This window comes from Streptomyces lancefieldiae, assembly GCF_031845825.1.
In the GTDB taxonomy this organism is placed as follows: domain Bacteria; phylum Actinomycetota; class Actinomycetes; order Streptomycetales; family Streptomycetaceae; genus Streptomyces; species Streptomyces lancefieldiae.
This window is the reverse complement of sequence record NZ_JAVRFH010000013.1, coordinates 132,068-158,768: the sequence shown is the minus strand read 5'-3', so window position 1 is coordinate 158,768 and position 26,701 is coordinate 132,068. Positions and strand designations below refer to the sequence as shown.

General features: G+C 72.8%; 17 protein-coding genes. 11 read left to right on the top strand and 6 right to left on the bottom strand.

The features are described from left to right. Window positions 1-66 precede the first annotated feature (66 nt). The 3 genes from RM812_RS16105 to RM812_RS16095 form a co-directional block, all read right to left on the bottom strand. Window positions 67-294, bottom strand: coding sequence for a DUF3107 domain-containing protein (locus RM812_RS16105; protein ID WP_311573238.1), 228 nt, complete (start codon window positions 292-294; stop codon window positions 67-69). A 158-nt stretch (window positions 295-452) separates the two neighbouring features. Continuing rightward, window positions 453-1,094, bottom strand: coding sequence for a TetR/AcrR family transcriptional regulator (locus tag RM812_RS16100; RefSeq protein ID WP_311573237.1), 642 nt, complete (start codon window positions 1,092-1,094; stop codon window positions 453-455). Window positions 1,095-1,303: 209 nt separating this feature from the next. Then, a complete protein-coding gene (locus tag RM812_RS16095; protein WP_311573236.1) occupies window positions 1,304-1,525 on the bottom strand; it encodes a hypothetical protein in 222 nt (73 codons plus the stop codon). A gap of 228 nt (window positions 1,526-1,753) precedes the next feature. Here RM812_RS16095 and RM812_RS16090 point away from each other — a divergent pair, with 228 nt between their 5' ends. The 7 genes from RM812_RS16090 (at window position 1,754) to moeZ (ending at window position 11,021) form a co-directional block, all read left to right on the top strand. Then, window positions 1,754-2,776, top strand: a complete 1,023-nt coding sequence (locus RM812_RS16090) for an alpha/beta fold hydrolase (RefSeq protein ID WP_311573235.1) — start codon at window positions 1,754-1,756, stop codon at window positions 2,774-2,776. Between the two features lie 8 nt (window positions 2,777-2,784). After that, a complete protein-coding gene (locus RM812_RS16085) occupies window positions 2,785-4,518 on the top strand; it encodes a DUF3152 domain-containing protein (protein ID WP_311573234.1) in 1,734 nt (577 codons plus the stop codon). 237 nt (window positions 4,519-4,755) lie between these two features. Continuing rightward, on the top strand, window positions 4,756-6,492 hold the full coding sequence (locus RM812_RS16080) for a DUF3492 domain-containing protein (protein ID WP_311573233.1): 1,737 nt from the start codon (window positions 4,756-4,758) through the stop codon (window positions 6,490-6,492). Continuing rightward, on the top strand, window positions 6,489-7,880 hold the full coding sequence (locus RM812_RS16075; protein WP_311573232.1) for a hypothetical protein: 1,392 nt from the start codon (window positions 6,489-6,491) through the stop codon (window positions 7,878-7,880). Before RM812_RS16080 ends, RM812_RS16075 begins: the two co-directional genes overlap by 4 nt. Window positions 7,881-7,983: 103 nt before the next feature. Then, entirely contained in the window at window positions 7,984-9,042 is a 1,059-nt protein-coding gene (locus tag RM812_RS16070; RefSeq protein ID WP_311573231.1) for an NAD-dependent epimerase/dehydratase family protein, read from the top strand. Beyond that, on the top strand, window positions 9,030-9,779 hold the full coding sequence (locus tag RM812_RS16065; RefSeq protein ID WP_311573230.1) for a spherulation-specific family 4 protein: 750 nt from the start codon (window positions 9,030-9,032) through the stop codon (window positions 9,777-9,779). Before RM812_RS16070 ends, RM812_RS16065 begins: the two co-directional genes overlap by 13 nt. Window positions 9,780-9,842: 63 nt before the next feature. Continuing rightward, window positions 9,843-11,021: an adenylyltransferase/sulfurtransferase MoeZ gene (gene moeZ / locus RM812_RS16060; protein WP_311573229.1), complete on the top strand. Its 1,179-nt coding sequence runs from the start codon at window positions 9,843-9,845 to the stop codon at window positions 11,019-11,021. A 71-nt stretch (window positions 11,022-11,092) separates the two neighbouring features. Here the strand turns inward: moeZ and RM812_RS16055 are convergent, their stop codons facing one another. The 3 genes from RM812_RS16055 to RM812_RS16045 form a co-directional block, all read right to left on the bottom strand. Beyond that, window positions 11,093-12,634, bottom strand: a complete 1,542-nt coding sequence (locus RM812_RS16055; protein ID WP_311573228.1) for an alpha/beta hydrolase — start codon at window positions 12,632-12,634, stop codon at window positions 11,093-11,095. 140 nt (window positions 12,635-12,774) lie between these two features. After that, window positions 12,775-14,322 carry an alpha/beta hydrolase gene (locus tag RM812_RS16050; protein WP_311573227.1) on the bottom strand — a complete coding sequence of 516 codons (1,548 nt, stop codon included), beginning with the start codon at window positions 14,320-14,322 and terminating at the stop codon, window positions 12,775-12,777. A 107-nt stretch (window positions 14,323-14,429) separates the two neighbouring features. Next, window positions 14,430-17,213, bottom strand: coding sequence for a lysylphosphatidylglycerol synthase transmembrane domain-containing protein (locus RM812_RS16045; protein WP_311573226.1), 2,784 nt, complete (start codon window positions 17,211-17,213; stop codon window positions 14,430-14,432). A gap of 185 nt (window positions 17,214-17,398) precedes the next feature. Between RM812_RS16045 and RM812_RS16040 the strand changes: the two genes are divergently transcribed. The 4 genes from RM812_RS16040 (at window position 17,399) to RM812_RS16025 (ending at window position 26,629) form a co-directional block, all read left to right on the top strand. Beyond that, window positions 17,399-17,785, top strand: a complete 387-nt coding sequence (locus tag RM812_RS16040; RefSeq protein WP_311573225.1) for an MGMT family protein — start codon at window positions 17,399-17,401, stop codon at window positions 17,783-17,785. A gap of 275 nt (window positions 17,786-18,060) precedes the next feature. Continuing rightward, window positions 18,061-21,462, top strand: a complete 3,402-nt coding sequence (locus RM812_RS16035) for an ATP-dependent helicase (RefSeq protein WP_311573224.1) — start codon at window positions 18,061-18,063, stop codon at window positions 21,460-21,462. Between the two features lie 132 nt (window positions 21,463-21,594). Then, entirely contained in the window at window positions 21,595-25,206 is a 3,612-nt protein-coding gene (locus RM812_RS16030) for a UvrD-helicase domain-containing protein (protein ID WP_311573223.1), read from the top strand. Window positions 25,207-25,216: 10 nt separating this feature from the next. Next, the gene (locus tag RM812_RS16025) at window positions 25,217-26,629 is read left to right on the top strand and encodes a dipeptidase (protein ID WP_311573222.1); all 1,413 of its coding nucleotides are present in this window, start codon (window positions 25,217-25,219) and stop codon (window positions 26,627-26,629) included. Window positions 26,630-26,701: the final 72 nt, after the last annotated feature.

Below are 26,701 nucleotides of genomic sequence, written 5' to 3'. Positions count from 1 at the left end.
AGGGGCCCGGCGGTGACTCACCGCCGGGCCCCTCCCGCTCTGCGTCACGCGTTCCGCGTCCGCCGGCTACAGCGCGCCGAAGCCCACCTTGCGCGGGGACAGCTCGCCGATCTCGACGTAGGCGAGACGGTCGGCCGGTACCAGGACCTTGCGGCCGTGTTCGTCCACGAGGCTCAGGAGCTGCGACTTGCCGGCCAGTGCCTCGGCCACCACGCGCTCGACCTCCTCGGCACTCTGACCGCTCTCCAGAACGATCTCGCGGGGCGCGTGCTGCACGCCGATCTTGACCTCCACGGCTATGTCCCTCCGACGGTCAGTGAAGTGCGCGATCTTCCGCGCCGTACCCAGCACACATTAGCCCGGTGAGGGGACCTGCACGTTGCGCCGGAGAACGCCAGGAGCGAACAGCCGGCGGGAACAGAACCGGCGCACGCCCCGCAGCGCCGTGCCGGTCAGTGCTGCTCGCTGCCGTGCAGGGGGAATCCGGCGATGCCCCGCCAGGCCAGCGAGGTCAGCAACTGGACCGCCTGGTCGCGCGGCACGCTGCGGTCGCTGTGCAGCCAGGAGCGCGCCACCACCTGGGCGAGGCCGCCGAGCCCGGAGGCCAGCAGCATCGACTCGGCGCGCGAGAGGCCGGTGTCCTCGGCGATGACGTCGCAGATCGCCTCGGCGCACTCGTTCGTGACCTTGTCGACGCGCTCGCGCACGGCGGGCTCGTTCGTCAGGTCCGACTCGAACACCAGGCGGAAGGCGCCGCCGTCGTCCTCGACGTACGCGAAGTAGGCGTCCATCGTCGCGCGGACGCGCTGCTTGTTGTCGGTCGTCGACGCGAGCGCGTGCCGTACGGACTGGATCAGGGCCTCGCAGTGCTGGTCCAGCAGGGCGAGGTAGAGGTCGAGCTTGCCCGGGAAGTGCTGGTAGAGCACCGGCTTGCTGACACCGGCCCGTTCGGCGATGTCGTCCATCGCGGCCGCGTGGTAGCCCTGGGCCACGAACACTTGCTGTGCGGCGCCCAGCAGCTGGTTGCGTCGGGCGCGGCGGGGAAGGCGTGTGCCCCGCGGGCGTACTGCCTCTGTCTGCTCGATGGCTGTCACGCCGCCTCCCATAGTCGTCCACGTGCGGTGTGCGCCGCGTCGCCATCGTACTTTTCGGTAACCGTGGTGTGCGCGGTGCGAGCGCAGAATTTCACGGACCGGACGGTGACGAAAGCGGCACAACAGGTTTCAAAAAGGATCAGTCCGGGCAGAAATCGGCCTCCCTCCTGCTGGGCGGGCCCCCTCGGCCGCCTTCACGGCACCGCGACTCAGCGGTAGTCGTCCTCGTCGTGGGAGACGACGCGGGCCTGTTCCGCCAGGTCGGCCTCGTTGGCGCGGTCCGGTTCGACGCCGGTCAGCGAATCGTCGCGCTCCGGCGCGATGTCCGCCTGTTGCTCGGCCGCGTCGGCGTCGGGCGCCTCGACGTCGAACTCCTGCGGTTCCTGTGTCTCGTCGTCGAAGGTCTCGGGGTCGGACGGGTCGACGGTCATCCTGGGCTCCCTTCCTACGAACGTCCCTGAAGATGCAGGGGCCACACGCGGGTGCCCACTCCACGAGCGTAGGAGACACGCGATCCGGACGCCACGCGTCGCCAAGTCCCCGGGACGCGGCCGTGGGCGCCCGGCGGCCGTGCCGAGTATCCGCGCCTGTGACGGGGCGTCCGCGCCTGTGACGGCGAACACACGAACCACTACGTGATCGTCTCGTAACATTGCCGCATGTCTTCGACCGACCTGCCCTCCGTGCCGCCCGCCACCGTGCTGCCGAAGGTCGCAGCCGTCAAGGTCGCGGACGGCGAGCACCTCAGGTCGGTCCACCTGGCCGGCGTCACCCTGGCGGTGCGCTCGAGGCGGCCGGTGCGCGAGGGACTCCCGCCCGCGCTGTACGTCCACGGTCTCGGCGGCTCCTCGCAGAACTGGTCGGCGCTGATGCCGCTGCTGGACGACGTCGTCGACAGCGAGGCCGTCGACCTGCCGGGCTTCGGCGACTCTCCGCCACCGGACGACGGCGACTACTCGATCACGGGACACGCGCGCGCGGTCATCCGCTACCTCGACGCTGCCGGGCGCGGCCCCGTGCACCTCTTCGGCAACTCGCTGGGCGGCGCCGTCGTGACCCGCGTCGCCGCCGTGCGGCCCGACCTCGTGCGGACGCTGACCCTCGTGTCCCCCGCGCTGCCGGAGATCCGCGTACAGCGCAGCGCCGTACCGACGGGGCTGCTGGCACTGCCGGGCGTGGTGTCGCTGTTCACCCGGCTCACCCGGGAGTGGACCGCCGAGCAGCGGGTCCGCGGTGTGACGGCGCTCTGCTACGGCGACCCGGGGAGGGTGACGCCGGAAGCCTTCCGCAACGCCGTGGAGGAGATGGAACGGCGGCTGCAACTGCCGTACTTCTGGGACGCGATGGCGCGTTCCGCGCGCGGAATCGTCAACGCGTACACGCTGGGCGGCCAGCACGGGCTGTGGCGACAGGCCGGGCGGGTTCTCGCACCCACGCTCCTGGTCTACGGTGGACGGGACCAACTCGTCGGCTACCGCATGGCCCAGCGGGCTGCCCGTGCCTTCCGTGACTCCCGGCTGCTGACCCTGCCGGACGCGGGACACGTGGCGATGATGGAGTATCCGGAGACCGTGGCCACGGCCTTCCGTGAACTCCTCGCGTACGCCGGGGAGTCGACGGGCGACAACAGGACCGATGGGGTCGTCGACGACGAGCCCGCCAACCAGACCACAGGAGGCTGAGGCGCAACGTGGGACGCCACAGCCGCCGCGGACCCGCCCCCAGGGCCGAGGACGCCGGCACGGCCGCAGCGCGGGAGGAACGCCCCGGGTGGCCCGACGGCCGTCGAGCGCCCGGACCTCCGGCGGGGGAGCAGGCGGCACCGGCGAGCGGGATGCCCGGAGCGGATCCCCACGGGGCGCCGGGTGGGGTCCCGGGGGGCAGCCAGGGGCATGCCGGTCCGGGCTCGGGCCCCGGCCTGGGCCTGGGCCTGGGGCGGAGGCTGCCGGACGGGACGCCGGCCCATGGCTTTCCGGAGTTTTCGGACGGTGCGCCGGGGCATGGTGTTCCGTCGGTTCCGTCGGTTCCGTCGGTTCCGTCGGATCCGGACGGGACGCCGGGGCGTGGGCTTCCGCGAATGGCGGACGGTACGCCCGCGCACGGTGTCCCCGGGGTCTCCGGCGGTACTCCGGCGCACGGTGTGCCCGGGTTCCCAGGCGGTACCCCGGCGCGTGGTGTCCCCGGCGTCTCCGGCGGTGCCCCGGCGCACGGTGTGCCGCAGGTTCGTGGTGGCCACCCCGAGCAGCGTGAGGCCGGCGGTGGCTGGGGTGAGCTGGGCGGGCGGGCCGGCGCCGGGTACGGCACCCCTGCGGGGCCGCCGGCCGGTGCCCCCGGGCAGCCGGGCCGGTCCACGAGGCCCGGCTCTCCGTTCCCGCGGCAGCGGCAGGCGCCCCCGGGAGCGCCGCGGCAGGAGTACGTGGACGCCTTCGGCGAGGGCGGCGACGTCTTCGGGGGCCGTCCCCCGCGCCGTACCTCCGTCACCGCGCAGCCCGCCGACCCGTACCCCTCCGTCACCGACTGGAGCGCCGACGGCGGGGGCGTCGGCGGCGCGGGCGGTGGCATCGCGTCCGACGCGGACGACGCGCCGCGCACCGGTGGACCCGCGCCGGCCAAGGGCGGCAAGGGCCGGACCTTCACCGGCATCGCCGCGGCCGCCGTCACCACCGTGCTGGCGGTCGTCGTGGCCGGCCAGGTCGCCGACGGGCCGCAGGGCGAGGACCTGCGGTCGCAGGCCGCCCCCGACCAGGCCCGCGGCGCCCACGACTCCTCGTCGCGGGCGGACGGGCGGCCGACGCCGTCCGCACCCGAGGCTCCGCCGCTGACGTACGAGCAGAAGATGGCCAAGAGGTACCCGCTCGGCGCCACGATGAAGGGTTCGGGGAAGTTCGACGCGGTCCCCGGCATCGCCAAGGGGCCGGGGACGGGACAGAAGTACACCTATCGCGTGGACGTGGAGCAGGGGCTCGGACTGGACGGAGAACTCTTCGCCGAGGCCGTGCAGAAGACGCTCAACGACAACCGGAGCTGGGCCCACAACGGCGCGCGCACCTTCGAGCGCATCCACTCCGGGCAGCCCGACTTCGTGATCACACTGGCCAGCCCCGGCACCACCGCCGACTGGTGCGCCAAGTCCGGCCTGGACACCACCGAGGACAACGTGTCCTGCGACTCGGCCGCCACCGAGCGCGTGATGATCAACGCCTACCGGTGGGCGCAGGGCGCGGCGCCGTACGGCGACGAGATCCACGCCTACCGGCAGATGCTGATCAACCACGAGGTCGGCCACCGTATCGGCTTCAACCACGTCACCTGCGACAAGGACGGCGAACTCGCCCCGGTCATGCAGCAGCAGACCAAGTTCGTCGACCACGACGGGATCGACTGCCGCCCCAACCCCTGGGCGTACCCCAACAGTGATGACTGACCGGCAACAGTGAAAGCGTTGGCGGGCGATGCCTGGCCGGAGCGTGACGCCTGGTGACCGGGTGATCTCTTAGCGCGATCGAACGCGTCCCGTGCGGGAAAGTTACGACCGTTCACCCCTTTTGGTGGCGTGATGGACAACCGTCCATCGCGCCACCGCCTTGTCCGCATACCTTCGTCCCGCTGTGAGCCGCCGAGCCAACGGCGGTTCCCCAAACGGGAGATCGGGGGTGCGCGCGTGCGCATCGGACTGCTTACGGAGGGTGGCTATCCGTATGTGAGCGGTGAGGCCGGGCTCTGGTGCGACCGGCTCGTGCGCGGGCTCGGGCAGCACGAGTTCGACGTCTACGCGCTCAGTCACAGCGAGCGCCAGGAGGACGAGGGGTGGGTCCCGCTGCCGCCGCAGGTCAGCCGGGTGCGCACCGCGCCGCTGTGGGACGCCGGGGACGACGGGGTCGCTCACGGGCGGCGCGTGCGCAGGCGCTTCGCCGAGTACTACGGCGAACTGGCCGCAGCCCTGTGCGCGACCACCCCCGGAACCTCGGCCGGAACCGCGGCCGGGGCCGTGGAAGATGCGTCGGAGGGCGCGTCGGCCCTTGAGGCGGACCGTTTCGCCAACGCGCTGTACGGACTCGCCGAACTCGCCCGCGACGAGGGCGGACTGCCCGGCGCACTGCGCTCGGACACCGCCGTACGCGCACTCGAACGCGCCTGTCGCGCGCCCGGCGCCCACCCCTCCGCTCGCGAGGCGCGCGTCCCCGATCTGCTCGCCGTCGCCGCGCGCCTCGAACGCGCCCTGCGCCCCCTGTCGCTCGACTGGTACGAGGCCGACGGCTTGGGCGCGGTCGACCTGTGCCACGCGGCCTCCGGCGGCACGGCGTCCCTTGCGGGCCTGCTCGCCCGGCACTTCTGCGACGTGCCCCTGCTGGTGACCGAGTACGGGGTGCGGCTGCGCACGCACTACCTGACGGAACCCGACTCCTCACCCGCGATACGGTCCCTGCTGGCCGCCTTCCAGGGCAGACTGGCCGCCGAGACCTACCGGCGCGCAGCCGTGATCACGCCCGGCAACGCGCACGCCCGGCGCTGGCAGGAGCGCTGCGGGGCCGACCGCGCCAAGCTCCGGACGGTCTACCCGGGGATGGACGCGTCTGCCTTCGCGGAGGCGGGGGAGTCGCCGCAGGGCGCCGACCCGCACACCCTCGTCTGGGTCGGCCGCGTCGAGCCCGCCAAGGACCTGGTCTCGTTGCTGCACGCCTTCGCGGAGATCCGCAAGAAGGAACCCGGGGCGCGTCTCAGGATCGTCGGCAGCCCCGGCGGCCCCGAGGGCGCGGCCTACCACGCCCACTGCAAGGGCCTGGCCGCGCAGCTCTTCCCCGACGAGGCCGACGGTCCGCACGCCGTCGGCCGCAATCCGGTCTCCTTCGAGGAGACCGGCGGGCCGGAACTGCCGTCCCGTGCCGACGCGTACGCCTGCGGCGCCCTGGTCGTCCTCTCCAGCGTCGTCGAAGGGTTCCCGGCCGGTCTGGTCGAAGCCATGTTCTGCGGTCGAGCGACGGTGTCCACGGATGTCGGCGCGGTGGTGGAGGTCATCGGCGGTACCGGGCTCGTGGTGCCCCCGCGCAATCCGCGGGCGCTCGCCGAGGCGTGCGTCGCCCTGTTGCGCGACCCCGAGCGTCGTGAGCGCCTGGGTGCCGCCGCGCGTGCCCGGGCACTGGAGCTCTTCACCGTCGAGCAGAACGTCGCGTCGTTCCACGCCATTTACCTGGACATCCTCGCGAGGACGCCGCTGCGCCGCGTCCTCCTCGACGACACCGGCGAGCCCCTGCCGTTCGCCGTCCCCGCCGAGGCCCATGTCCCCGGCCGCTGGATCGATCCCACGGCCCGTGTCGTGGCCCGGGGCGGCCCCGGCTGGGTGACGGACGCCCCTGTCCGGGCCACGAAACCCCTCTCCGCGACCGAGGGGGCCCGATGAGCGGCCTCGGCGAACTGGACCGCCCCGAGAACCCGGGCAGCCCCGGCGCATGGGACGAACGCTCACGGCAGTCCCTGACCAACGCGATCCGTGACACGCAAGCACCTGCCGGGCAGGAGGCGGGCGAGGACCGGCCGTCGGGTGGGGGCCGACCGTCGGGCGCGGGCGGGGCCCCGGGCCCGGTTGAGGATCGGCGTCCGGGCGGGAGCCGGTGGTCGAGCGAGGGCCGGTCTCCGGGTGAGGGAGAGCGGGCTCGCGAGGATGCCGGTGGCCCACCGGTCGACGGTCGCAAGCGGTCGCCGTCCGCTGCTCACCGCGCCACCGCGGATCCCGTGAAGGCCCTGATGCACCGACACCGCACCCTGTGCGAACGGGCCGTGGACCCGTTGGAGATCGCGGCGGGCCTGGAGGCGCACGGCGTCACCGACCGGACCGCGGCACGCTTCCGGCACCGGGACGTCTTCTCCCTCGCGGAGGAGATGTACGCCCGTGTACCGCGCGAAGCCGACACCCCTCCGCGCGCCACGGACCCGCCGACACCCCGGGCACGCGCCGTGTGGATCGTCCTCGCCCTGCTGCCGGGCGTGCTGGGCGCCGCGACCGCGGCCGGCCTGCGCCTCACCGACGGCCGGCCGCGCCTGATCGTGGCCGTCGCCGGCTTCCTCGCTGTGGTCCTGGCCCTGCGCGCCGCAGTGCGCCGAGGCCCACTGCACGCCGCCACGCGCACCACCGGCACCACGACCTGCTGGCTCCTCGGCTACGCGCTCCTCGGCGACGGCCTGCTCGACGCCGCCCTCGCAGGCGGCCCGGACGGCCTGCCCGACGGCACCACCGACGGTCCGTGGCCCGTCACCGTCGTCCCCGTCCTGGCCCTCGCCCTTGCCTGCGCGCCCGCGACCGCGAGCGCCCACTTCTTCGCCGTGGGCGCGCGTCGCAGACTGACGGCCAGCCGCGGCCTGGCCGACTTCTCCGCCTCCGTACGCCCGCTGCTGCTCGGCACGCTCGCCCTGTTCCTGGTCGCCCTGACGGCCCTGCTCGCGCTGACCGGCGCGGCCCTCGGCGAGCCCGCCGCCTACCCGCAGGGGATCACCCTGGGTGCCCTGCTCCTGTTCGCCCGCCTTCTCACCGTGCACGGTCACATCCACGCCCCCACACTCGTCCTCACCGCCGCGGCCACCGCCGAGGCAGTCGCCCTGGCCACGCTCTTCGCCGGCCGCCTCCCCGGATGCGGCTTCCTGGCCGTTCCCGTGGAGACGCTCGTCGTCGCCTGCGGCCCGGCCGGCGTCCCCGCGGTGGCCTGCGGCACCGGCGCCCTCACCCTCCTGATCCACGCGACCCGCCGACTGACCAGAGCCTCGGCCCACGCATCGACGGAGCAGCAGCGGTGACCGCGCGCCCGGACGGCCCTCCACCCACACGTCCGCACCACTCTCCGAAGGAGCCCCAGATGACCACCTCCCGACCCGACGCCTCGGCACCGGGAGCCGCCCGATGAGAGTCCTGTTGATCGGAGCCAACGGCTACATCGGCCGCTTCGTCGCCGACCGTCTGCTCGCCGACCCGGCCGTCCAGCTCACCGCCCTCGGCCGCGGTGACGACGCCGACGTCCGCTTCGACCTCGCCACCGGCAGCCCCGGCGCCCTCACCCGCTTCCTCGACGCGGTCCATCCCGGCGTCGTCGTCAACTGCGCCGGTGCCACCCGCGGCGGCGCCCGCGAACTCACCCGGCACAACACCGTCGCCGTCGCCACCGTCTGCGAGGCTCTGCGCCGCAGCGGCTGCGGCGCCCGCCTGGTGCAGGTCGGCTGCAGCGCGGAGTACGGCCCCAGCCAGCCCGGCTCCTCCACGGCGGAGGACGCCGTGCCCCGCCCCGGTGGCCCCTACGGCGTCAGCAAACTCGCCGCGACGGAACTGGTCCTCGGCTCCGGCCTGGACGCCGTCGTCCTCCGCGTCTTCTCGCCCGCCGGTCCCGGCACCCCTGCCGGTTCACCACTGGGCCGCCTCGCCGAGGCCATGCGCCGCGCCATGCAGTCCGGCGACGGCGAACTGCGGCTCGGCGGACTCGGCGCGCAGCGTGACTTCATCGACGTCCGCGACGTGGCACGCGCCGTCCACGCCGCCTCGCTCTCCGCCGCGCAGGGCGTCATCAACATCGGCTCCGGCCGAGCCGTCCGCCTGCGCGACGCCGCCGCCGTCCTCGCCCGCGTGGCCGGCTACGGCGGCGCCCTGCACGAGCTCGACGGGCCGCCCGGGGCGCTGCGGCCGACCATCGGCCACCCTCGCACCGAGTCCGTCGGCCACCGTGCCGACTCCCTCGGTCACCACCGCACCGATGCCCTCGGCCATCACCGCCCGGAGTCCCTCGGCCACCGCGCCGACCGTGCCGACACCGAGCACGCGGCCCCGGTCGCCCACCCCTACCCGGACGGCTGCGGCAGCTGGCAGCAGGCCGATGTGCGCACCGCACGCGACCGGCTCGGCTGGCGGCCCCGGATCGCCCTCGAAGAATCTCTCGCCGACATCTGGATGGAGGCGGCGTGCCGTATCTGACCAGTAGGAAAGCGGGCACAGCGAGCACCGCCGTCCGAACCGGCCTCGGAGTCCCGGGCCTGGCCCACCCCCTCCTCGCCCCCGGTGAGTGGGCCGACCTCACCAAACCGGGCATCCCCTTGCACTGGGTCGTCCTCAACGTCGCCGACGGCCCAGGCGCGCACCCCGACCCGCACTGCCTGGAGGCCGCCGGCCACCTGCGCAACGTGGGCGTCCGCGTCCTCGGCCACCTCGATGCCGCGTACGGTGCCCGGCGCTTCGGCGCACTGGTCTCCGACGCACACCGGTATCTCGACTGGTACCGGGTCGACGGCTTCCTCCTCGACCGCTGCCCGTCCGAACGGGCCGCGCTCCCCGAGGTCCGCCGCACGGTCACCACCCTGCGGATGATCCGTGACGACGCTCATGTCGTTCTCGGCCACGGCACCCACCCCTACCCCGGCTATGCCGAGAACGCCGATCAACTGGTCACCTTCTCGGGCACCTGGAGCGATTACCGCTGGTCCCAGGCGGCCGACTGGAGCGCCGACTACCGGCCCGAACGCTTCTGCCACTTCGTCCACGGCGTTCCCCGCGGACATCTGGACGAGGCGCTGCGCATCGCCCGCTGGCAGGGCGCCGCGACGATCTGCTTCACCGACCGCACGGACCGGGGCGGCCGAGTCGACCCCTGGGAGACGATGCCCGGGTACTGGGACGAGATCGTCTCGCGAGTCGGGACAGGTGTCTCGGAATGAAAAAGGCCGTGGCAGTGTTACCAGGAGAACAACCGTAATTACTGACCGACCAACGGAGTCCCCGTGTCGCTGCCACCCCTGGTCGAGCCGGCCGCCGAGCTCACCGTAGACGAGGTCCGCAGGTACTCCCGCCACCTGATCATCCCCGACGTGGGGATGGACGGGCAGAAGCGGCTGAAGAACGCCAAGGTGCTCGCCGTGGGCGCGGGCGGCCTCGGCTCGCCGACCCTGATGTACCTGGCGGCAGCCGGTGTCGGCACGCTCGGCATCGTGGAGTTCGACGAGGTCGACGAGTCGAACCTGCAGCGTCAGGTCATCCACAGTCAGGCCGACATCGGCCGTTCCAAGGCCGAGTCCGCCCGCGACACCATCAAGGGCATCAACCCGTACGTGGACGTGGTCCTTCACCAGGAGCGGCTCGAGGCCGACAACGTGATGGACATCTTCAGCCAGTACGACCTGATCGTCGACGGTACGGACAACTTCGCGACCCGCTACCTGGTCAACGACGCCTGTGTGCTGCTGAACAAGCCCTACGTCTGGGGCTCGATCTACCGCTTCGACGGCCAGGCGTCCGTCTTCTGGTCCGAGCACGGTCCCTGCTACCGCTGCCTCTACCCGGAGCCCCCGCCCCCCGGCATGGTTCCCTCCTGCGCCGAGGGCGGTGTCCTGGGCGTGCTGTGCGCGTCCATCGGCTCCATTCAGACCAACGAGGCCATCAAGCTCCTCGCGGGCATCGGCGAACCGCTGGTCGGCCGCCTGATGATCTACGACGCCCTGGAGATGCAGTACCGCCAGGTCAAGGTCCGCAAGGACCCCAACTGCGCGGTCTGCGGCGAGAACCCGACCGTCACCGAGCTCATCGACTACGAGGCCTTCTGCGGCGTCGTGTCCGAGGAGGCCCAGGCGGCGGCCGCCGACTCCACGATCACTCCCAAGCAGCTCAAGGAGTGGATCGACGACGGAGAGAACATCGAGCTCATCGACGTCCGCGAGCCGAACGAGTTCGAGATCGTCTCCATCCCGGGCGCGCGGCTGATCCCGAAGAACGACTTCCTCATGGGCTCCGCCCTGGAGAGCCTCCCGCAGGACAAGAAGATTGTCTTGAACTGCAAGACGGGTGTCCGCAGTGCGGAAGTCCTGGCGGTCCTCAAGTCCGCCGGCTTCTCGGACGCCGTCCACGTCGGCGGCGGCGTGATCGGCTGGGTCAACCAGATCGAGCCGGAGAAGCCCGTCTACTGACCGGACCCCGGTCCCGCTTCCCGGACGGCGGGGGTTTCGCGCACCGCAGGTGCCCGAAGCCCCCGCCGCCGTCATGAGCAGACCTTGCCGTCCTTCGGCACCGCGCCCCTCAGCAGATAGGCGTCGACCGCCGAGTCGACACAGTCGCTCCCGCTCCCGTACGCTCCGTGCCCCTCGCCCTTCCAGGTGAGCACCACTCCGACCCCTTTGCCCAGCTCGTCCGCCATCCTGCGGGCGCCCTCGTAGGGCGTGGCCGGGTCGCCGGTGTTGCCGACCACCAGGATCGGAGCCGCGCCGGACGCGCTCACCTCCGGGTTCTCGTGCTGTCCGGGCACCGGCCAGGCGTGACACCAGCCCGCCGTGTCCCAGCCGAGGAAGGCGCCGAACACGGGCGAGATCTGCTCGAACCTCGGCAGCAGCTTCTTCGTCTCCTCGAGGGTCGGCCGCTGCTTGTCGTCCAGGCACGATATGACCCGCTGGGAGTGGGTCGCCGTGCCGTAGCGCCCCGAGGAGTCACGCTCGTTGTAGCCGTCGGCGAGCGCCAGCAGCTCCGTGCCGTCGCCGTCCTCGGCCGCGGCGAGCGCGCTGGTCAGGGCCGGCCAGCCGTCCTTGCTGTACAGGGGCAGCACGATGCCGGTGAGCGCGAGCGTCTGCGTCAGCTTCCGACCCGCCGACGACGTCGGCAGCGGCTCCGCGTCGAGCCGCTCCAGCATGTCGGCGATCTTCCGTGTGCCCTGCTCCGGTTCCTGCCCGGTGGATTCCAGATAGTCGTCCAGCGCGCGCTGGAAGCCCCTCGCCTGGTTCTCGGCATGCCCCATCGTGTCGGCGCTCGGGTCCACGACCGCGTCGAGGATCACGCGCCCCACGTGCTTCGGGAACAGGTGCGCGTAGACACCGCCGAGTTCCGTGCCGTACGAGATGCCGAAGTAGTGCATCTTCTCGTCGCCGAGCACGTGCCGCATCAGGTCCATGTCGCGGGCGGTGTCCGTGGTCGAGACATGGGCCATCAGCTTGCCGGCAGCCTTCGCGCAGCCGTTCCCGAAGTCGGCGGCGTCCTTCAGGTACGCCTGTTCCTCGGCCGCGGTGTCCGGCGTGGAGTCCACCGACTCGGCGTCCCCGATCGCCTGGTCGCCGCGGCAGCGGACGCCCTCGCTGGCCGCCACCCCGCGCGGGTCCCAGCTGACCAGGTCGTACCGCTTGTGCAGGGAGGAGACGGTGTCCGCGTAGGACGGCATCGTGGACACGCCCGAGCCGCCGGGGCCGCCGAAGTTGAACAACAGGGAGCCGATGCGCTCGTCCCCGGTGGCCTTCGCCCGGATCAGCGCGAGGTCGATCGTCTCGCCGTCCGGCTCGGCCCAGTCCAGCGGCGCCTCGAGCGTGGCGCACTGCCAGTCGCCGTCCGGTGCGGGGGAGTCCGCGGTGCCCTTGCAACGGCCCCAGTCCAGCGTCTGGGAGGCCAGCGACGCGGGCACTCCGGAGGGTGCCGCCGCCGACGGTCGCGTGCTGCTCTCACCCCCGTCGCCCTTGCCGTCGTCGGACGAGCCGCTGCTGCAGCCCGCCGTCAGTAGTGCGGCGGCGGCCGTCAGAGCCGCCCACCGTCCGAGCCGCGTCATGTGCTCTCCCCCCTCGCAAGCCGTCCGCGCCGTGCGGCGGATGGCGGTCATGCCATGGTAGGCGGATCACGCAACGCCCGCTGTGCCCTGTGGATAACGTCTCGACCTGCGGTTTTGTCCGAGCTTTGGTGCTGTGGGGGTCAGGAGCAGACGGTCCCGGCGGCCGGCACCCTCCCATCCAGCAGGTAGCCGTCCACCGCGTCCCGCACGCACTTGTTCTTGCTGTCATAGGCACCGTGCCCCTGGCCCTTGTAGGTCAGTTCCACACCGACGCCCTTCCCCAGCGCGTCCGCCATCCGTCCCGCGCCCTCGTAGGGGGTCGCCGGGTCGCCGGTGTTGCCGATCACCAGGATCGGCGGCGCCCCGGGCGCGCTGACGTCGGGGTGGTCGGCAGCGCCGGCGACCGGCCAGTCGGTGCAGCTGATCATGGACCAGGCGAGGTAGTCGCCGAACAGCGCGGACGCCTTCCGGAACTCGGGCAGCCTGCGTTCCACGTACGCCGAGTCGTACCGCGGCTTGTCGTCGGCGCAGTTGATGGCGACGTTGGCCGCGGTGATGTTGCTGTACTCACCGTTCTCGTTGCGCCCGTTCAACGAGTCCGAGAGCACCATCAGAACTCTGCCGTCCCCGGCGTACGCCTGGTCCAGCCCTTCGGTGAGGTACTCCCAGAAGTCCTTCGAGTACAGCGCCTGCGCGATGCCACTGGTCGCGGCGGTCTGGGTGAGTTCGCGGGGGAAGACGCCCGGGATCGGTTTGCGGTCGAGGTCCTTCAGCAGCCGGGCGATGCGGTCCTTGACGTCCTGGGCGCTGTCGCCGACGGGGCAGTCCTCGACCTTCGACACGCAGTCCTCGGCGTAGTTGTCGAGTGCGAGCTGGAAGCCCTTGGCCTGGCCCAACGACCCCTGTTCCGAGCTCTGGGTCGGGTCGACGACCGCGTCGAAGACGGCGCGGCCCACCGTCTTCGGGAAAAGGTGGGCGTAGACGCCGCCGAGTTCGGTGCCGTAGGAGATACCGAAGTAGTGCAGCTTGTCGTCGCCGAGGACCTGGCGCAGCAGGTCCATGTCGCGGGCGGCGTCGGTCGTGGCCACGTGCGGCAGCACCTTCTTCGAGTTCTTCTCGCAGGCCGCGTTGAACTTCTCCGTGTTGTCCAGCAACTCGGTGCGCTCGGCTGCGTCGTCAGGGGTCGCGTCCTGCTGGAAGTAGGTGTCGAGCTGTTTGTCGTCCAGGCACTCCACGGGGGCACTGCGGCCGACACCGCGCGGGTCGAAGCTGACCAGGTCGTAGCGGGTGCGCAGGTTGTCGTAGTCCTGGCCGAAGGCGGGCAGCGTGGTGACACCCGATCCGCCCGGGCCGCCGAAGTTGAAGACCAGCGAACCGATCCGCCGGTCCGCATCGCCGCTCGCCCTGGCCCGGATCAGCGCGAGGTCGATCGTGTCACCCTTCGGGTCGTCCCAGTCGAGGGGTGCCCTCATGGTGGCGCACTGCCACGCGGCACCGTCCGGCAGCGGGGACGGGGCGGTGCCGCCCCCCTCGGCCTCGGACGGTGCCGGGCAGTCCTTCCAGCTGAGCTTCTGGTCCGGCAGGTCCTCGTCTTCCGGGGAGTCGCCGCCGCAGCCCCACAGCAGGGCGGACAGCACTACGGCGGTGGCGGTGAGAGCGGCGGCGTGCAGCCGGAAGGGGTTCGGCATGCGTCCATCGTGCGGTCGCGCGGGGCCGTGCGCTCGGGGCAGGGGCCGTACGAGGTAGGGGGCGGGCCCACGGACCGGCTCGGGCGGGCTTTCGGACTCCGGGGTCGCTACAGCGCCTCTTTCCGCGACAGGTGGTTGAAGGCCAGCCAGCCCGGCAGTACCGGCAGCCACAGCGTGAGCAGCCGGAACAGCAGTACCGCGGGTGCGGCGACCTCCTTGGGCAGGCCCACGGCGATCAGGCCGACCGTCAGGGTGGCCTCCACCGCGCCCACACCGCCCGGCGTCGGAGCGGCGGATCCCAGTGCGTTGCCCGCGAGGAAGACCACGGCGACGCTCGCCAGGCTGATCGACGTCGACTCGTCTCCGAAGGCCCTGATCGAGGCGTCCAGGCACATCACGAAGCAGGCGGTGAGCAGCAGCATGCCGCCGATGCCGGTGATCAGCTTCTGCGGTCGTTGCAGCACGTCCAGCATGCGCGGCACGACTCCGGCGAAGAGCGACCGCACGCGCGTGGCGACGAATTTCCGCAGGAACGGTACCGAGGTCACCACGAGCACGAGCACCGCCACCGTCAGCAGACCCGCGATGACCGTCCGGGACGGCGACAACGACGGCGTCTTCTCGGTGCCGGTCAGGTAGCCGAAGGACAGCAGCATCAGGATGTGACAGCCGAGCCCGAACAACTGCGACGCGCCGACACTCGCCACCGCGAGCCCCGGCCGCACTCCCGCACGCTGCAGGAACCGCGTGTTCAGGGCGACACCGCCGACCGCCGCGGGGGCGACGATCTTCACGAACGACCCGGCGACCTGCGCGGCCACGGTCCGGACGAACGGCACCCGCTCCGGTACGAATCCCAGCAGGGCCATCGCCGCCGCGACGTAGCTCGCCGCCGAGAACAGCACGGCCGCGGCGACCCATCCCCACTCGGCGTTCTCGATCAGCGGACCGAACTCGATGTGGGTGAGCTGGGTCAGCAGGAAGTACGCGCCGATCGCACCGGCGATGAAGCTGATCAGCGTGCGCGGCCGGATGCGCTCCAGGCGGGCCGGCTCGACGGGTGCCTGCGGCCTGATCCGCAGTACGGCGTACCGGATCTGCGTGAGCAGGTCCTCCTCGCGCGCGCCCTCGAGGGCCTCGTCCACGGCCCGTTTCTCGGCCCGCTGCTCCGCGCGCACGGCCTTCTTGTCGGCCTTTCCGGGTTTCCCCGGCCTGGGCTTCTCGTGCTCCTCGGATACCGGACCGTGGTCGTCGGCCTCGGCCGCCTCCGCGCGGGCCAGCTTGGCCTGCCGGGACGACTCCAGGACCGCCTCCCGCTCGCGCTGGGCCCGTTCCCGGGCCAGCCTGCGCAGGGTCGCGCGCGTGGAGCGGCTGAGCGCGATGGGCTGGAGCATCGGGAGGCAGTCCGCCACGGCGTCGGGGCCGAGCACGCCCACCGCCGAGGCGACCGCGCGTTCGGCACCCACCCGCAGGCCGAGCGTCACCAGAAGCTGGGAGACGTCCATGCGCAGCAGCAGGTCCCCGGCGGCGATCTCGCCGATGCGCAGATCGGTGAGGATCACCGTGCCGGAACGATCCACCAGGATGGCGTCGCCCACCAGCCTGCGGTGCGCGATGCGGCGGGACTGCAGAGCCCGCACCTGCTCCCAGGCGTCGCGCAGCAGTTCGTCGGTGATCTCCTCGTCCGACAACGAGTCGAGGGTGCGCCCGCCGGTGTGCTCGTAGACGAGCATCACGGCGTCGGGGCCCAGTTCGGACGTCGCGATCAGCTTGGGGGCGTTGGCACCCGCCGCGATCGCCGCGTAGGCGAGCAGCGCCTCCTGCTCCAGGGCCTGCCGCAGCGACGGGAGGCTGCTGCGGGTGGCGAAGCCGCGCAGCGTCAGATTGCGCCACGCGCGGTAGAAGAAGCCCTGGGCCTGCTGCTCCCGGTCCACCACCGTCACGTCCAGCGGCCGGCCGTCCTCCAGCGTGACGAAGTAGCGCCGGCCGCGGTCACCGGTCTCGGCGCTGTCCGACGGCACCTCCTCGCGGACCGCGGTCACCGGGTGGAAGCCCACGGTCCGCAGGCCCGCCATCAGCGTCCGACCGGTCGGACGGACGTTCGGGGAGCCGACCGCGTACAGCGTTCCGTAGGCCACGGTCCAGCCGATGAGGACCGTCAGAATGATCGAGAACGGCGTCGTGTAGCCGGTGACGAGCATCGAGAAGGCATCGAGGAGCAGCACGATCCACAGCACCGCGCGCCAGCGGGGTCTGCGGGACATGCCGACGGCCGTCATATACGCGATGACCGGCGCCAGGTAGCCGTGCACAGGATCGGTGAGGGCGTGGACGTCCCCCGGTGACGGCTGGGTGAGCGCCTCCTGGATGGAGCCGGGGGCGGCCTTGGCGACCCACAGGTCGGTGGCGAGGGTCACACCGTGCGCGAGGACCGCCGCCAGCACGCCGTCGGCGATCCGCAGCCCGTCCCGTTTGACCAGCCGCTCGATCGCGAACGCGACCGGCACCAGGAGGATCGCGATGCTGGAGGCCAGACCCGCGATCTTGATCAGCAGGTCGGGCGCCTGCCCGGTGCCCTTGGTGATGTCCTGTTCGAGGCCCGAGGTGGTGCCGTGCGCGAAGGCGGCGACGGCGAGCAGCACACCGACGGCGAGCACGCCCACCAGGAGCCGCATCAGGTCCGACGGACGGTGCACGCGCGCGGGGAGCAGCGGTTCGTCGCCCACCACCTCGTCGATGTGTGCCACGTCGTCGGGGTCGGCGGCCGTCGCCGACCTGCCTCCTGCCGCGCGCTCGCCGCGCTTCTCGTCGCTTCCGGCCGCGGTGCCCGGGCGCGACGAAGAGTCAGAGGTGCCCTCGCCGTCCTCGGGGTGCACACCCTGCTGCTTCATCGCCTCTTCTTGCTCTCGTATCACTGGTCACCGCCCGCACGATGGTGGCATGCCGTGTCGGCCTGCGGAGGCATCAGGGTGCCCGTGCGGGCCGCACAGTCTGCCCGAAGCGCCGCTCCCGGGCGAGGGACGCACACCGCCGGGAGCGCGTCGCGTTGTCGGTGGGGTGGGGCAGGATGGGACGGATGAGCGAGCAGAGCCTTCCGGACGACGCCCGCCCGGGGTACGCGGACGCGCTGCCCGAGTACGCCGAGCGAGTACTCGAGGTGACCGAGTTGATTCCACCGGGCCGCGTCATGACGTACGGGGACGTCGCCGAGTACCTGGAGGAGGGGGGACCTCGTCAGGTCGGGCGGGTGATGTCCCTCTACGGGGGAGGCGTGCCGTGGTGGCGTGTCGTCCGCGCGGACGGAGTGCTGCTCGCGGGGCACGAACTCGAGGCGCTCGGCCGCTACCGGGAGGAGGGCACGCCCCTGAGGGAGGCGAGCAGAGCCGCGGAGGACCACCTGCCGCGCCTCGACCTGAGGCGGGCGCGGTGGGACGGCGGCGAACGCGCACAGGGTCACACCTGACAGCTTCCGGCATCGGACCGACCGACGTGTGGCCTGTGATCCGTATGAGCGAAACGAGCGAAACGGGACGATGCGGGCATGCCTGTGACATGGCGTACGTTCGGGGAGCGGGAGACTCGCGTGCCACGAGCGACCGGAGGGAAGAAGGGGAAGCCCTGCTTCCGTCTCGTTCACCGGCGTAGCGTCGGCCGCGCGCGTCGCCCTCATCCCGCGGCCACCGCCGTACCCGCAGCGCGGACGGCCCACCAGCACACCCACCAGGACCGGCGAACCACGTGAGCTCCTCTTCCTCCATCGGACACCCGTCGCACCCCCAGGTGCGACGGGGGAGCCGTGGCGCTTACCGGTTGGTGCGTACCCCGCCGGAGCGCATGGATCCCCCTCGTCTGGACGCCGCACAGCGCGCCGTGGTTGACCACGGGACCGGGCCGCTGCTCGTCCTGGCAGGCCCGGGCACCGGCAAGACGACCACGCTGGTCGAGTCCGTGGCGGACCGGATCGCCCGCGGCGGCGACCCCGAGCGGATCCTGGTGCTGACCTTCAGCCGCAAGGCGGCCGTCGAGCTGCGCGACCGGATGGCGCTGCGCATGGGTGCCGCGCGTGCTCCCCGGGCAACGACCTTTCACTCCTTCGGTTACGCCTTGGTCCGCGCCCACCAGGACAGCGATCTGTTCGTGGAGCCCCTGCGGCTGCTCTCCGGCCCGGAGCAGGACGTGACGGTACGCGAGCTGCTCGCCGGCCAGGTCGACCTGGAGCGGCTGGGCCTGGCCCATGTGCGCTGGCCCGACGAACTGCGGGCCTGCCTGACCACCCGGGGCTTCGCCGACGAGGTCCGCGCGGTGCTCGCCCGCAGCCGCGAACTGGGTCTCGGCCCGGACGCCCTGGGGGCCTTCGCCCGGCGCATCGGCCGCCCGGACTGGGGGGCCGCCGCCGTCTTCCTCGCCGAGTACCTCGACGTGCTCGACCTGCAGGGCGTGCTCGACTACGCGGAACTGGTCCACCGCGCGGTGCTCCTCGCCCGCCGCCCCGAGGTCGCCGCGCACCTGGCCACTCAGTACGACGCGGTATACGTCGACGAGTACCAGGACACCGACCCGGCCCAGGTACGGCTGCTGCACGCCCTCGCGGGCACCGGGCGCACCCTCGTCGCCTTCGGCGACCCCGACCAGTCGATCTACGCCTTCCGTGGCGCGGACGTGAACGGCATCCTCGATTTCCCGACCGCCTTCCCGCGTGCGGACGGCCGCCCGGCGCCGGTCGAGGTCCTGCGCACCTCGCGCCGATCCGGGGCCGCCCTTCTGGCCGCGACCCGGCTGCTGACCCGGCGCATGCCGCTGACCAGGCTCCCCGCCGACAAGGTCCGCGCCCATCGCGAACTCGCCCCGGTACGGGACGGGGGGCGCGTGGAGGTGTACACGTACCCGACGTCCGGTACCGAGACGGACAACATCGCCGACATCCTGCGCCGGGCCCACCTGGAGGACGGCGTCCCCTGGGGCGACATGGCCGTCCTGGTGCGCGCCGGCTCCCGCACCATCCCCACGGTCCGCCGCGTCCTCACCGCGGCCGGCGTCCCCCTGGACATCGACGGCGACGAGCTCCCCCTGCGCCACGAGCCGGCGGTGGCGCCCTTGCTGACGGCACTGCGGGCCGTCGCGGAGGCGGAGGCGGCGGCCGGAGAGCGGTCGGGGGCAGATGCCGGTACGGCGACGAAGACAGCCGTGGACGAGGGAATCACCGGGACGACGGTGGGGCCGTCGTCCGGCGAAGGTGCCGACCCCGCGGTGGAAGCGTGCTGGCTCCCCACCGACACCGCTCTCACCCTCCTCACCTCACCCCTCGCCGGCATGGACGCCGCCGACCTGCGCCGCCTCGGCCGCGCCCTGCGTGAAGAGGAGCGCGCCGCCGGCAACCCCCTGCCGCCGCCCTCGGACGAACTGCTCGCGCGGGCGCTGGCCGAGCCGGAGCGGCTGGCGGTGCACGATCCCGCGTACGCGCGTGGCGCCCAGCGGCTCGGCGCGCTGCTCCGCAGGGCCCGCGAGCGCCTGGCGGGCGGCGGCAGCGCCGAGGAGGCGCTGTGGGACCTGTGGGAGGGCACCCCGTGGCCCACCCGCCTGGAACGGTCCGCCCGGCGCGGCGGCGCGGCCGGACGCAACGCCGACCGCGACCTCGACGCCGTGTGCGCGCTGTTCGCGACGGCCGCCCGCGCGGAGGAGCGCACCGGCGGCCGGGGCGCCCTGAACTTCCTGGAGGAGATCGACGCCGAGGACATCGCCGCCGACACCCTCACGCGGCGTGCCGTACGCCCCGACGCCGTCCGCCTGATGACCGCGCACCGCTCGAAGGGGCTGGAATGGCGGCTGGTCGTCGTGGCGGGCGTCCAGGAGGGCCTGTGGCCGGACCTGCGCCGCCGCGGCTCCCTGCTGGAGGCCGACCGCATCGGCCGGGACGGACTCGCCGAACCCCTCACGCCGGGAGCACTGCTCGCGGAGGAGCGCCGCCTGTTCTACGTGGCCGCCACACGCGCGCGTGAACGGCTCGTCGTGACCGCCGTGAAGGCACCGGCCGACGACGGTGACCAGCCCTCCCGGTTCCTGACCGAACTCGGCGTCGAACCCGTCGACGTCACGGGCCGACCGCGCCGCCCCCTCGCCGTCGCGGCACTCGTCGCCGAGCTGCGCGCCACCACGGTCGACCCCCGCGTCTCCGAGCCCCTGAGGGAGGCCGCCGCCCGCCGCCTGGCACGCCTCGCCGCCCTCGCCGACGAGGACGGCCGCCCACTGGTGCCGTCCGCGCATCCCTACCGCTGGTGGGGCATGTGGGACCCGACCGAGAGCAAGGTGCCGTTGCGCGACCGCGACCGGCCCGTCACGCTCTCCGGCAGCGCCTTGGACCAGCTGGCCAACACGTGCGCCCTGCAGTGGTTCCTGGGCCGCGAGGTGAAGGCCGACGCGCCCGCGACCGCCGCCCAGGGCTTCGGCAACGTGGTGCACGTCCTCGCCGACGAGGTGGCCTCCGGGCACACCCCGGCCGACCTCGCCGTTCTCATGGAGCGTCTGGAATCCGTGTGGAACGCGCTCGCGTTCGACGCGCCGTGGAAGTCGGCGCAGGAGAAGGCCAACGCGCGCGTGGCGCTCGAACGCTTCCTGAAGTGGCACGTCATGGACCGCGCCGGGCGCACACCGGTGGCGAGTGAGCACGACTTCGACGTGACCCTGGAGGCCGGCGACTACGAGGTGCGCATCCGCGGCCAGATGGACCGCGTCGAGGCCGACGCCGACGGCCGCGCCTACGTCGTCGACTTCAAGACCGGCAAACAGGCGCCCACCTCCGCCGAGGTGGCCCGCCACCCCCAGCTCGCCGTCTACCAGCTCGCCGTGCGCGAGGGCGCCGTCGACGAGGCCTTCGACGGCGTACGCCCCGAACCGGGCGGCGCCGAACTCGTCCAGCTGCGCCAGGGCGCGCCCAAGCGGGACGGCGGCGAGACACTCCCCAAGGTGCAGGCGCAGGAGTCCCTGGAGGGGGCGGCGGGCGAGTGGGTCGGGGACCTGCTGGCCACGGCCGCCGGCAAGGTCCTCGACGAACGGTTCACCCCGACCGCCGGCCAGCACTGCACCCACTGCGCCTTCCGGGCGTCGTGCAGCGCGCGGCCCGAGGGCCGGCACGTCGTGGAGTGAGTCGCTCCAGCGGGACCACGGGAGCCGGGGAACCGGTGTGATGAGACGCACCACAGGCGCTGACCTGCGCTTTCCCTGATCCCGAAGGCGACCCGGCACCCGCTGTCGGTGCCCGCCGCTAGCCTCTTTGACGTGCCTGCCCATCTCACCGATCCCGATCAGCTCAAGGAGCTCCTCGGCATCCCCTTCACGCCGGAGCAGACGGCGTGCATCGTCGCGCCGCCCGCCCCGCAGGTGATCGTGGCCGGAGCCGGGTCGGGCAAGACGACGGTGATGGCGGCGCGCGTGGTGTGGCTGGTCGGCACCGGCCAGGTGGCCCCGGAACAGGTCCTCGGTCTCACCTTCACCAACAAGGCGGCCGGCGAGCTCGCCGAACGCGTCCGCAAGGCGCTCGTCAGGGCCGGCGTCACCGATCCGGACGTGATCGACCCGGACAACCCGCCGGGTGAACCGCTGATCTCGACGTACCACGCCTTCGCGGGCCGCCTCCTGACCGACCACGGTCTGCGTCTCGGGCTGGAGCCGACCTCCCGTCTCCTCGCCGACGCCTCCCGCTACCAGCTCGCCGCGCGGGTCCTGCGCGAGGCCCCCGGGCCCTACCCGGCGCTCACCCGCTCCTTCGCCGATCTGGTCAGCGACCTCCTCGCACTCGACGCCGAGCTCGCCGAGCACCTCGTAGGCCCCGAGGAACTGCGCGGCTGGGACGCCGACCTCCTGGACTCCCTGCAGAGCGTCAAGCTCGGCAACGCCGATCTGCGCAAGGTCCCCGAGGCCGCCGCCGCGCGCCGCGAACTCGCCGACCTGGTGATCCGCTACCGGGCCGCCAAACGCGAACGGGACCTGCTCGACTTCGGCGACCAGATCGCCCTGTCCGCACGGCTCGCCGGGCTTCCCGAGGTGGGCCGCGTCCTGCGCGACGAGTTCCGGGTCGTCCTGCTCGACGAGTACCAGGACACCTCGGTGGCCCAGCGCATCCTCCTGGCTGGCCTGTTCGGCGGTGGCACCGGGCACCCCGTGACCGCGGTGGGCGACCCCTGCCAGGCGATCTACGGCTGGCGCGGTGCCTCCGTCGCCAACCTCGACGACTTCCCCGAGCACTTCGCCCGCGCGGACGGCCGCCCCGCCACCCGGCAGGCGCTCAGCGAGAACCGCCGCAGCGGCGGCCGCCTCCTCGACCTCGCCAACGGCCTCGCCGAGCCGCTGCGCGCCATGCACGCGGGCGTGGAGGCCCTGCGGCCGGCCCCCGGCGCCGAACGCGACGGCGTGGTCCGCTGCGCACTGCTGCGCACCCACGCCGAGGAGATCGACTGGATCGCCGACTCCGTCGCCCACCTCGTGCACACCGGCAAGGCGCCCGGTGAGATCGCCGTCCTGTGCCGCACGGCGACCGACTTCGCCGGGATCCAGGGCGCGCTGGTGGCCCGCGACGTCCCCGTCGAGGTCGTGGGCCTCTCCGGCCTGCTGCACCTGCCCGAGGTGGCCGACCTGGTCGCCGTCTGCGAGGTCCTCCAGGACCCCGGCGCCAACGCCTCCCTGGTCCGCCTGCTCACCGGCCCGCGTTGGCGCATCGGCCCGCGCGATCTCGCCCTGCTCGGACGCCGGGCCCGGCTCCTGGTGGCCCACGCGCGCGTGGGCGGCGACGAGGACCCCGACCGGCGGCTCGCCGAGGCCGTCGAGGGTGTCGACCCGTCCGAGGTGATATCGCTCGCGGACGCCCTCGACACCTTCCTGGAGACACCGCTGGACGGTTCCGGGGACGACGACGGACTGCCCTTCTCACCGGACGCGCGCGTCCGGTTCGCCCGGCTGGCCGCCGAACTGCGCGACCTGCGCCGAGCCCTGTCCGACCCGCTCATGGACGTCCTGCACCGCGTCCTCGCCGTCACCGGCCTCGAGGTCGAGCTGTCGGCGTCCCCGCACGCCCTGGCTGCCCGGCGCCGCGAGACCCTCTCGAACTTCCTCGACGTCGCCGCGTCCTTCGCCGCGAGCGACGGCGAGGCCACCCTGCTCGCCTTCCTCGGCTTCCTGCGCACCGCCGCCCAGTACGAGAAGGGCCTCGACAACGCCCTGCCCGGCGGCGAGAACACCGTCAAGGTGCTCACCGCGCACAAGTCCAAGGGCCTGGAGTGGGACGTCGTCGCCGTACCCGGGCTGGTCACCGGCACCTTCCCCAGCGGTCAGGGCCGAGAGAAGTGGACGGCCCAGGGCAAGGTGCTGCCGCACCGCCTGCGCGGCGACGCCGACACCCTGCCCGACGTCGACTCCTGGGACTCCCGTGGCCTCAAAGCCTTCCACGAGGCGATGAAGGACCACCAGCACACCGAGGAACTCCGCCTCGGCTACGTCGCCTTCACTCGCCCCCGCTCCCTGCTGCTGGGCTCCGGCCACTGGTGGGGCCCGAGCCAGAAGAAGCCCCGCGGACCGTCCGACTTCCTCACGGCCCTGTACGAGCACTGCGCCGCCGGATACGGCGAGATCGAGGCCTGGGCGGACGAACCCGCCGAGGACGAGGAGAACCCGGCCCTGCACCAGGCGACCGGCGACCAGGCCTGGCCCCTGCCCCTGGACGACGAGGCCCTCGCCCGCCGCCGGGCCGCCGCCGAGACGGTTCTGGCCCACCTGGACAGCCTCGCCGCCCAGGAGGACGGCCACCCCGCTGCCACACACGACCCGGACGACACCTACGACGACCCGGACTGGCCGCCGACCCGCGAGGACGACGAGGCACTCCTGGCGGAAGAGGCCCCCGACCGGGCCGAGGACCCCGCCGACTGGGACTCCTGGACCACGGACCGGCCCGCCACGCCGCAGACGGAGGGGCCCGCCACGCCACAGGCGGACGGGCCCGCCATGCCTGCCACGGATCGCCCCACCACGCCCCCGACGGGCCGCCGCCCCACGATCCCGCACCAGGCGACCCCTCCCGGACAGCCCGGCGGCACCGTCGGCGTCCACCCTCAACCACGGTCGCCCGAACCGGTGCCCGCCTCCCAGGAACCCGTGGCCGCTCGCCTGACCCCGGAGGAGGCCCGCACGGTCGCCTCCTGGGACCGCGACCTGGACGTGCTCGCCGGCGAGCTCCTACGCGCCCGCGAGAGCGTGACCGAGGTGCGTCTTCCGGCGTCGCTGACCGCCTCCCAACTGCTGAGCCTGGCCGCCGACCCCGACGGCTTCGCGCAGGAGCTGGCCCGGCCCATGCCCCGCCCGCCCCAGCCCGCCGCCCGCCGCGGCACCCGTTTCCACGCCTGGGTGGAAGCCCGCTTCGAACCGCTGACGCTGCCCCTGCTGGAACCGGAGGAGCTGCCCGGCGGTGACGCCGAGATCGCCGACGAGCGCGATCTGGAGTTCCTCAAGAACGCCTTCGAGCGCACCGAGTACGCCCGGCGCACCCCTTACCGCGTCGAAGCGCCGTTCCAGCTCTCGCTCGGCGGCCGAGTCGTACGAGGTCGCATCGACGCCGTCTACAAGGAGGGCGACGGCCGGACGGCCACGTACGAGATCGTCGACTGGAAGACCGGTCGGGCCGCCACCGGGGACCCGCTCCAGCTCGCGCTCTACCGCCTGGCCTGGGCAGAGCAGCAGGACGTACCACTGGAGTCGGTGACGGCCGCGTTCCTGTACGTACGCACCGGCGAGGTCGTACGGCCCGACGGGCTGCCGGGCCGTGCCGCGCTGGAGAGTCTGCTGCTGGCCGAGCCGGTCGGTGACGAAGCGCACGATCAGGGTGCCCGTGCGGGCCGCTAGGCTCGTGAGCATGAGCCACCCCGTTGACAATGCTGTCAGCGCTGTCCGTACGTACATCGAGCAGCACCGCGCCGGCTTCCTCGACGACCTCGTCGACTGGCTGCGCATCCCGTCCGTGTCGGCGCAGCCGGAGCACGCGAACGATGTACGCCGCAGTGCCGACTGGCTCGCCACCAAGCTGAAGGAGACCGGTTTCCCGACCGCCGAGGTCTGGCCGACGCCGGGCGCCCCGGCCGTCTTCGCCGAGTGGCCCTCCGACGACCCGGAAGCACCGACGGTCCTCGTCTACGGCCACCACGACGTGCAGCCGGCGGCCCGCGAGGACGGCTGGCACAGTGAGCCGTTCGAGCCCGTCGTCCGAGAGAACCGCCTCTACGGACGCGGTGCGGCCGACGACAAGGGGCAGGTGTTCTTCCACACACTCGGCGTCCGCGCCCACCTCGCCGCCACCGGCCGTACCGCCCCGGCGGTGCATCTCAAGCTGCTGATCGAGGGTGAGGAGGAGTCCGGCTCCCCGCACTTCCGCGCCCTCGTGGAGGAGCGCGCCGAGCGGCTCACCGCCGACGCGGTGATCGTCTCCGACACCGGCATGTGGTCCGAGGACACCCCCACGGTCTGCACCGGCATGCGCGGCCTCGCCGAGTGCGAGATCCAGCTGCACGGACCCGACCAGGACATCCACTCGGGCTCCTTCGGCGGCGCGGTCCCCAACCCGGCCACGGCCGTCGCCCGCCTCGTCGCCGCCCTGCACGACGAGCACGCGCGCGTGGCCATCCCGGGCTTCTACGACGGAGTGACCGAACTCACCGACCACGAACGCGAGCTCTTCGCCGAGCTGCCCTTCGACGAGCGGCAGTGGCTGCGCACGGCCAAGTCGTACGCAGCCCACGGTGAGGCCGGACACACCACGCTGGAGCGGATCTGGGCCCGCCCCACCGCCGAGGTCAACGGCATCGGCGGCGGATACCAGGGCCCGGGCAGCAAGACGATCATCCCGTCGTCCGCCATGGTGAAGCTCTCCTTCCGGCTGGTCGCGGGCCAGGATCCCGACGACGTCGAGAAGGCCGTCCGCGCCTGGGCCGCCGAGCAGGTGCCCGTCGGCATCCGCTGCGAGATCACCTTCGGCGCGGCCACGCGCCCCTGCCTGACACCGCTGGACAACCCGGCGCTGCAATCGGTGGTCCGAGCCATGGGGCGCGCCTTCGGGAAACCGGTCCGCTTCACCCGTGAAGGCGGCTCCGGACCGGCCGCCGACCTCCAGGAGGTCCTCGGCGCGCCGGTGCTCTTCCTCGGCATCTCCGTCCCGTCCGACGGCTGGCACGCCCCCGACGAGAAGGTGGAGCTGGACCTGCTCCTCAAGGGCGTCGAAACCTCCGCCCACCTGTGGGGTGACCTGGCGGAATACTGGCGTCATGCGCCCTGAGCGCTCAGCGCGGACCGGGTCGGGACCGGCCTCGCGCGCGCGGCACACTGGAAGGGCCGCCGCGCACGGCCG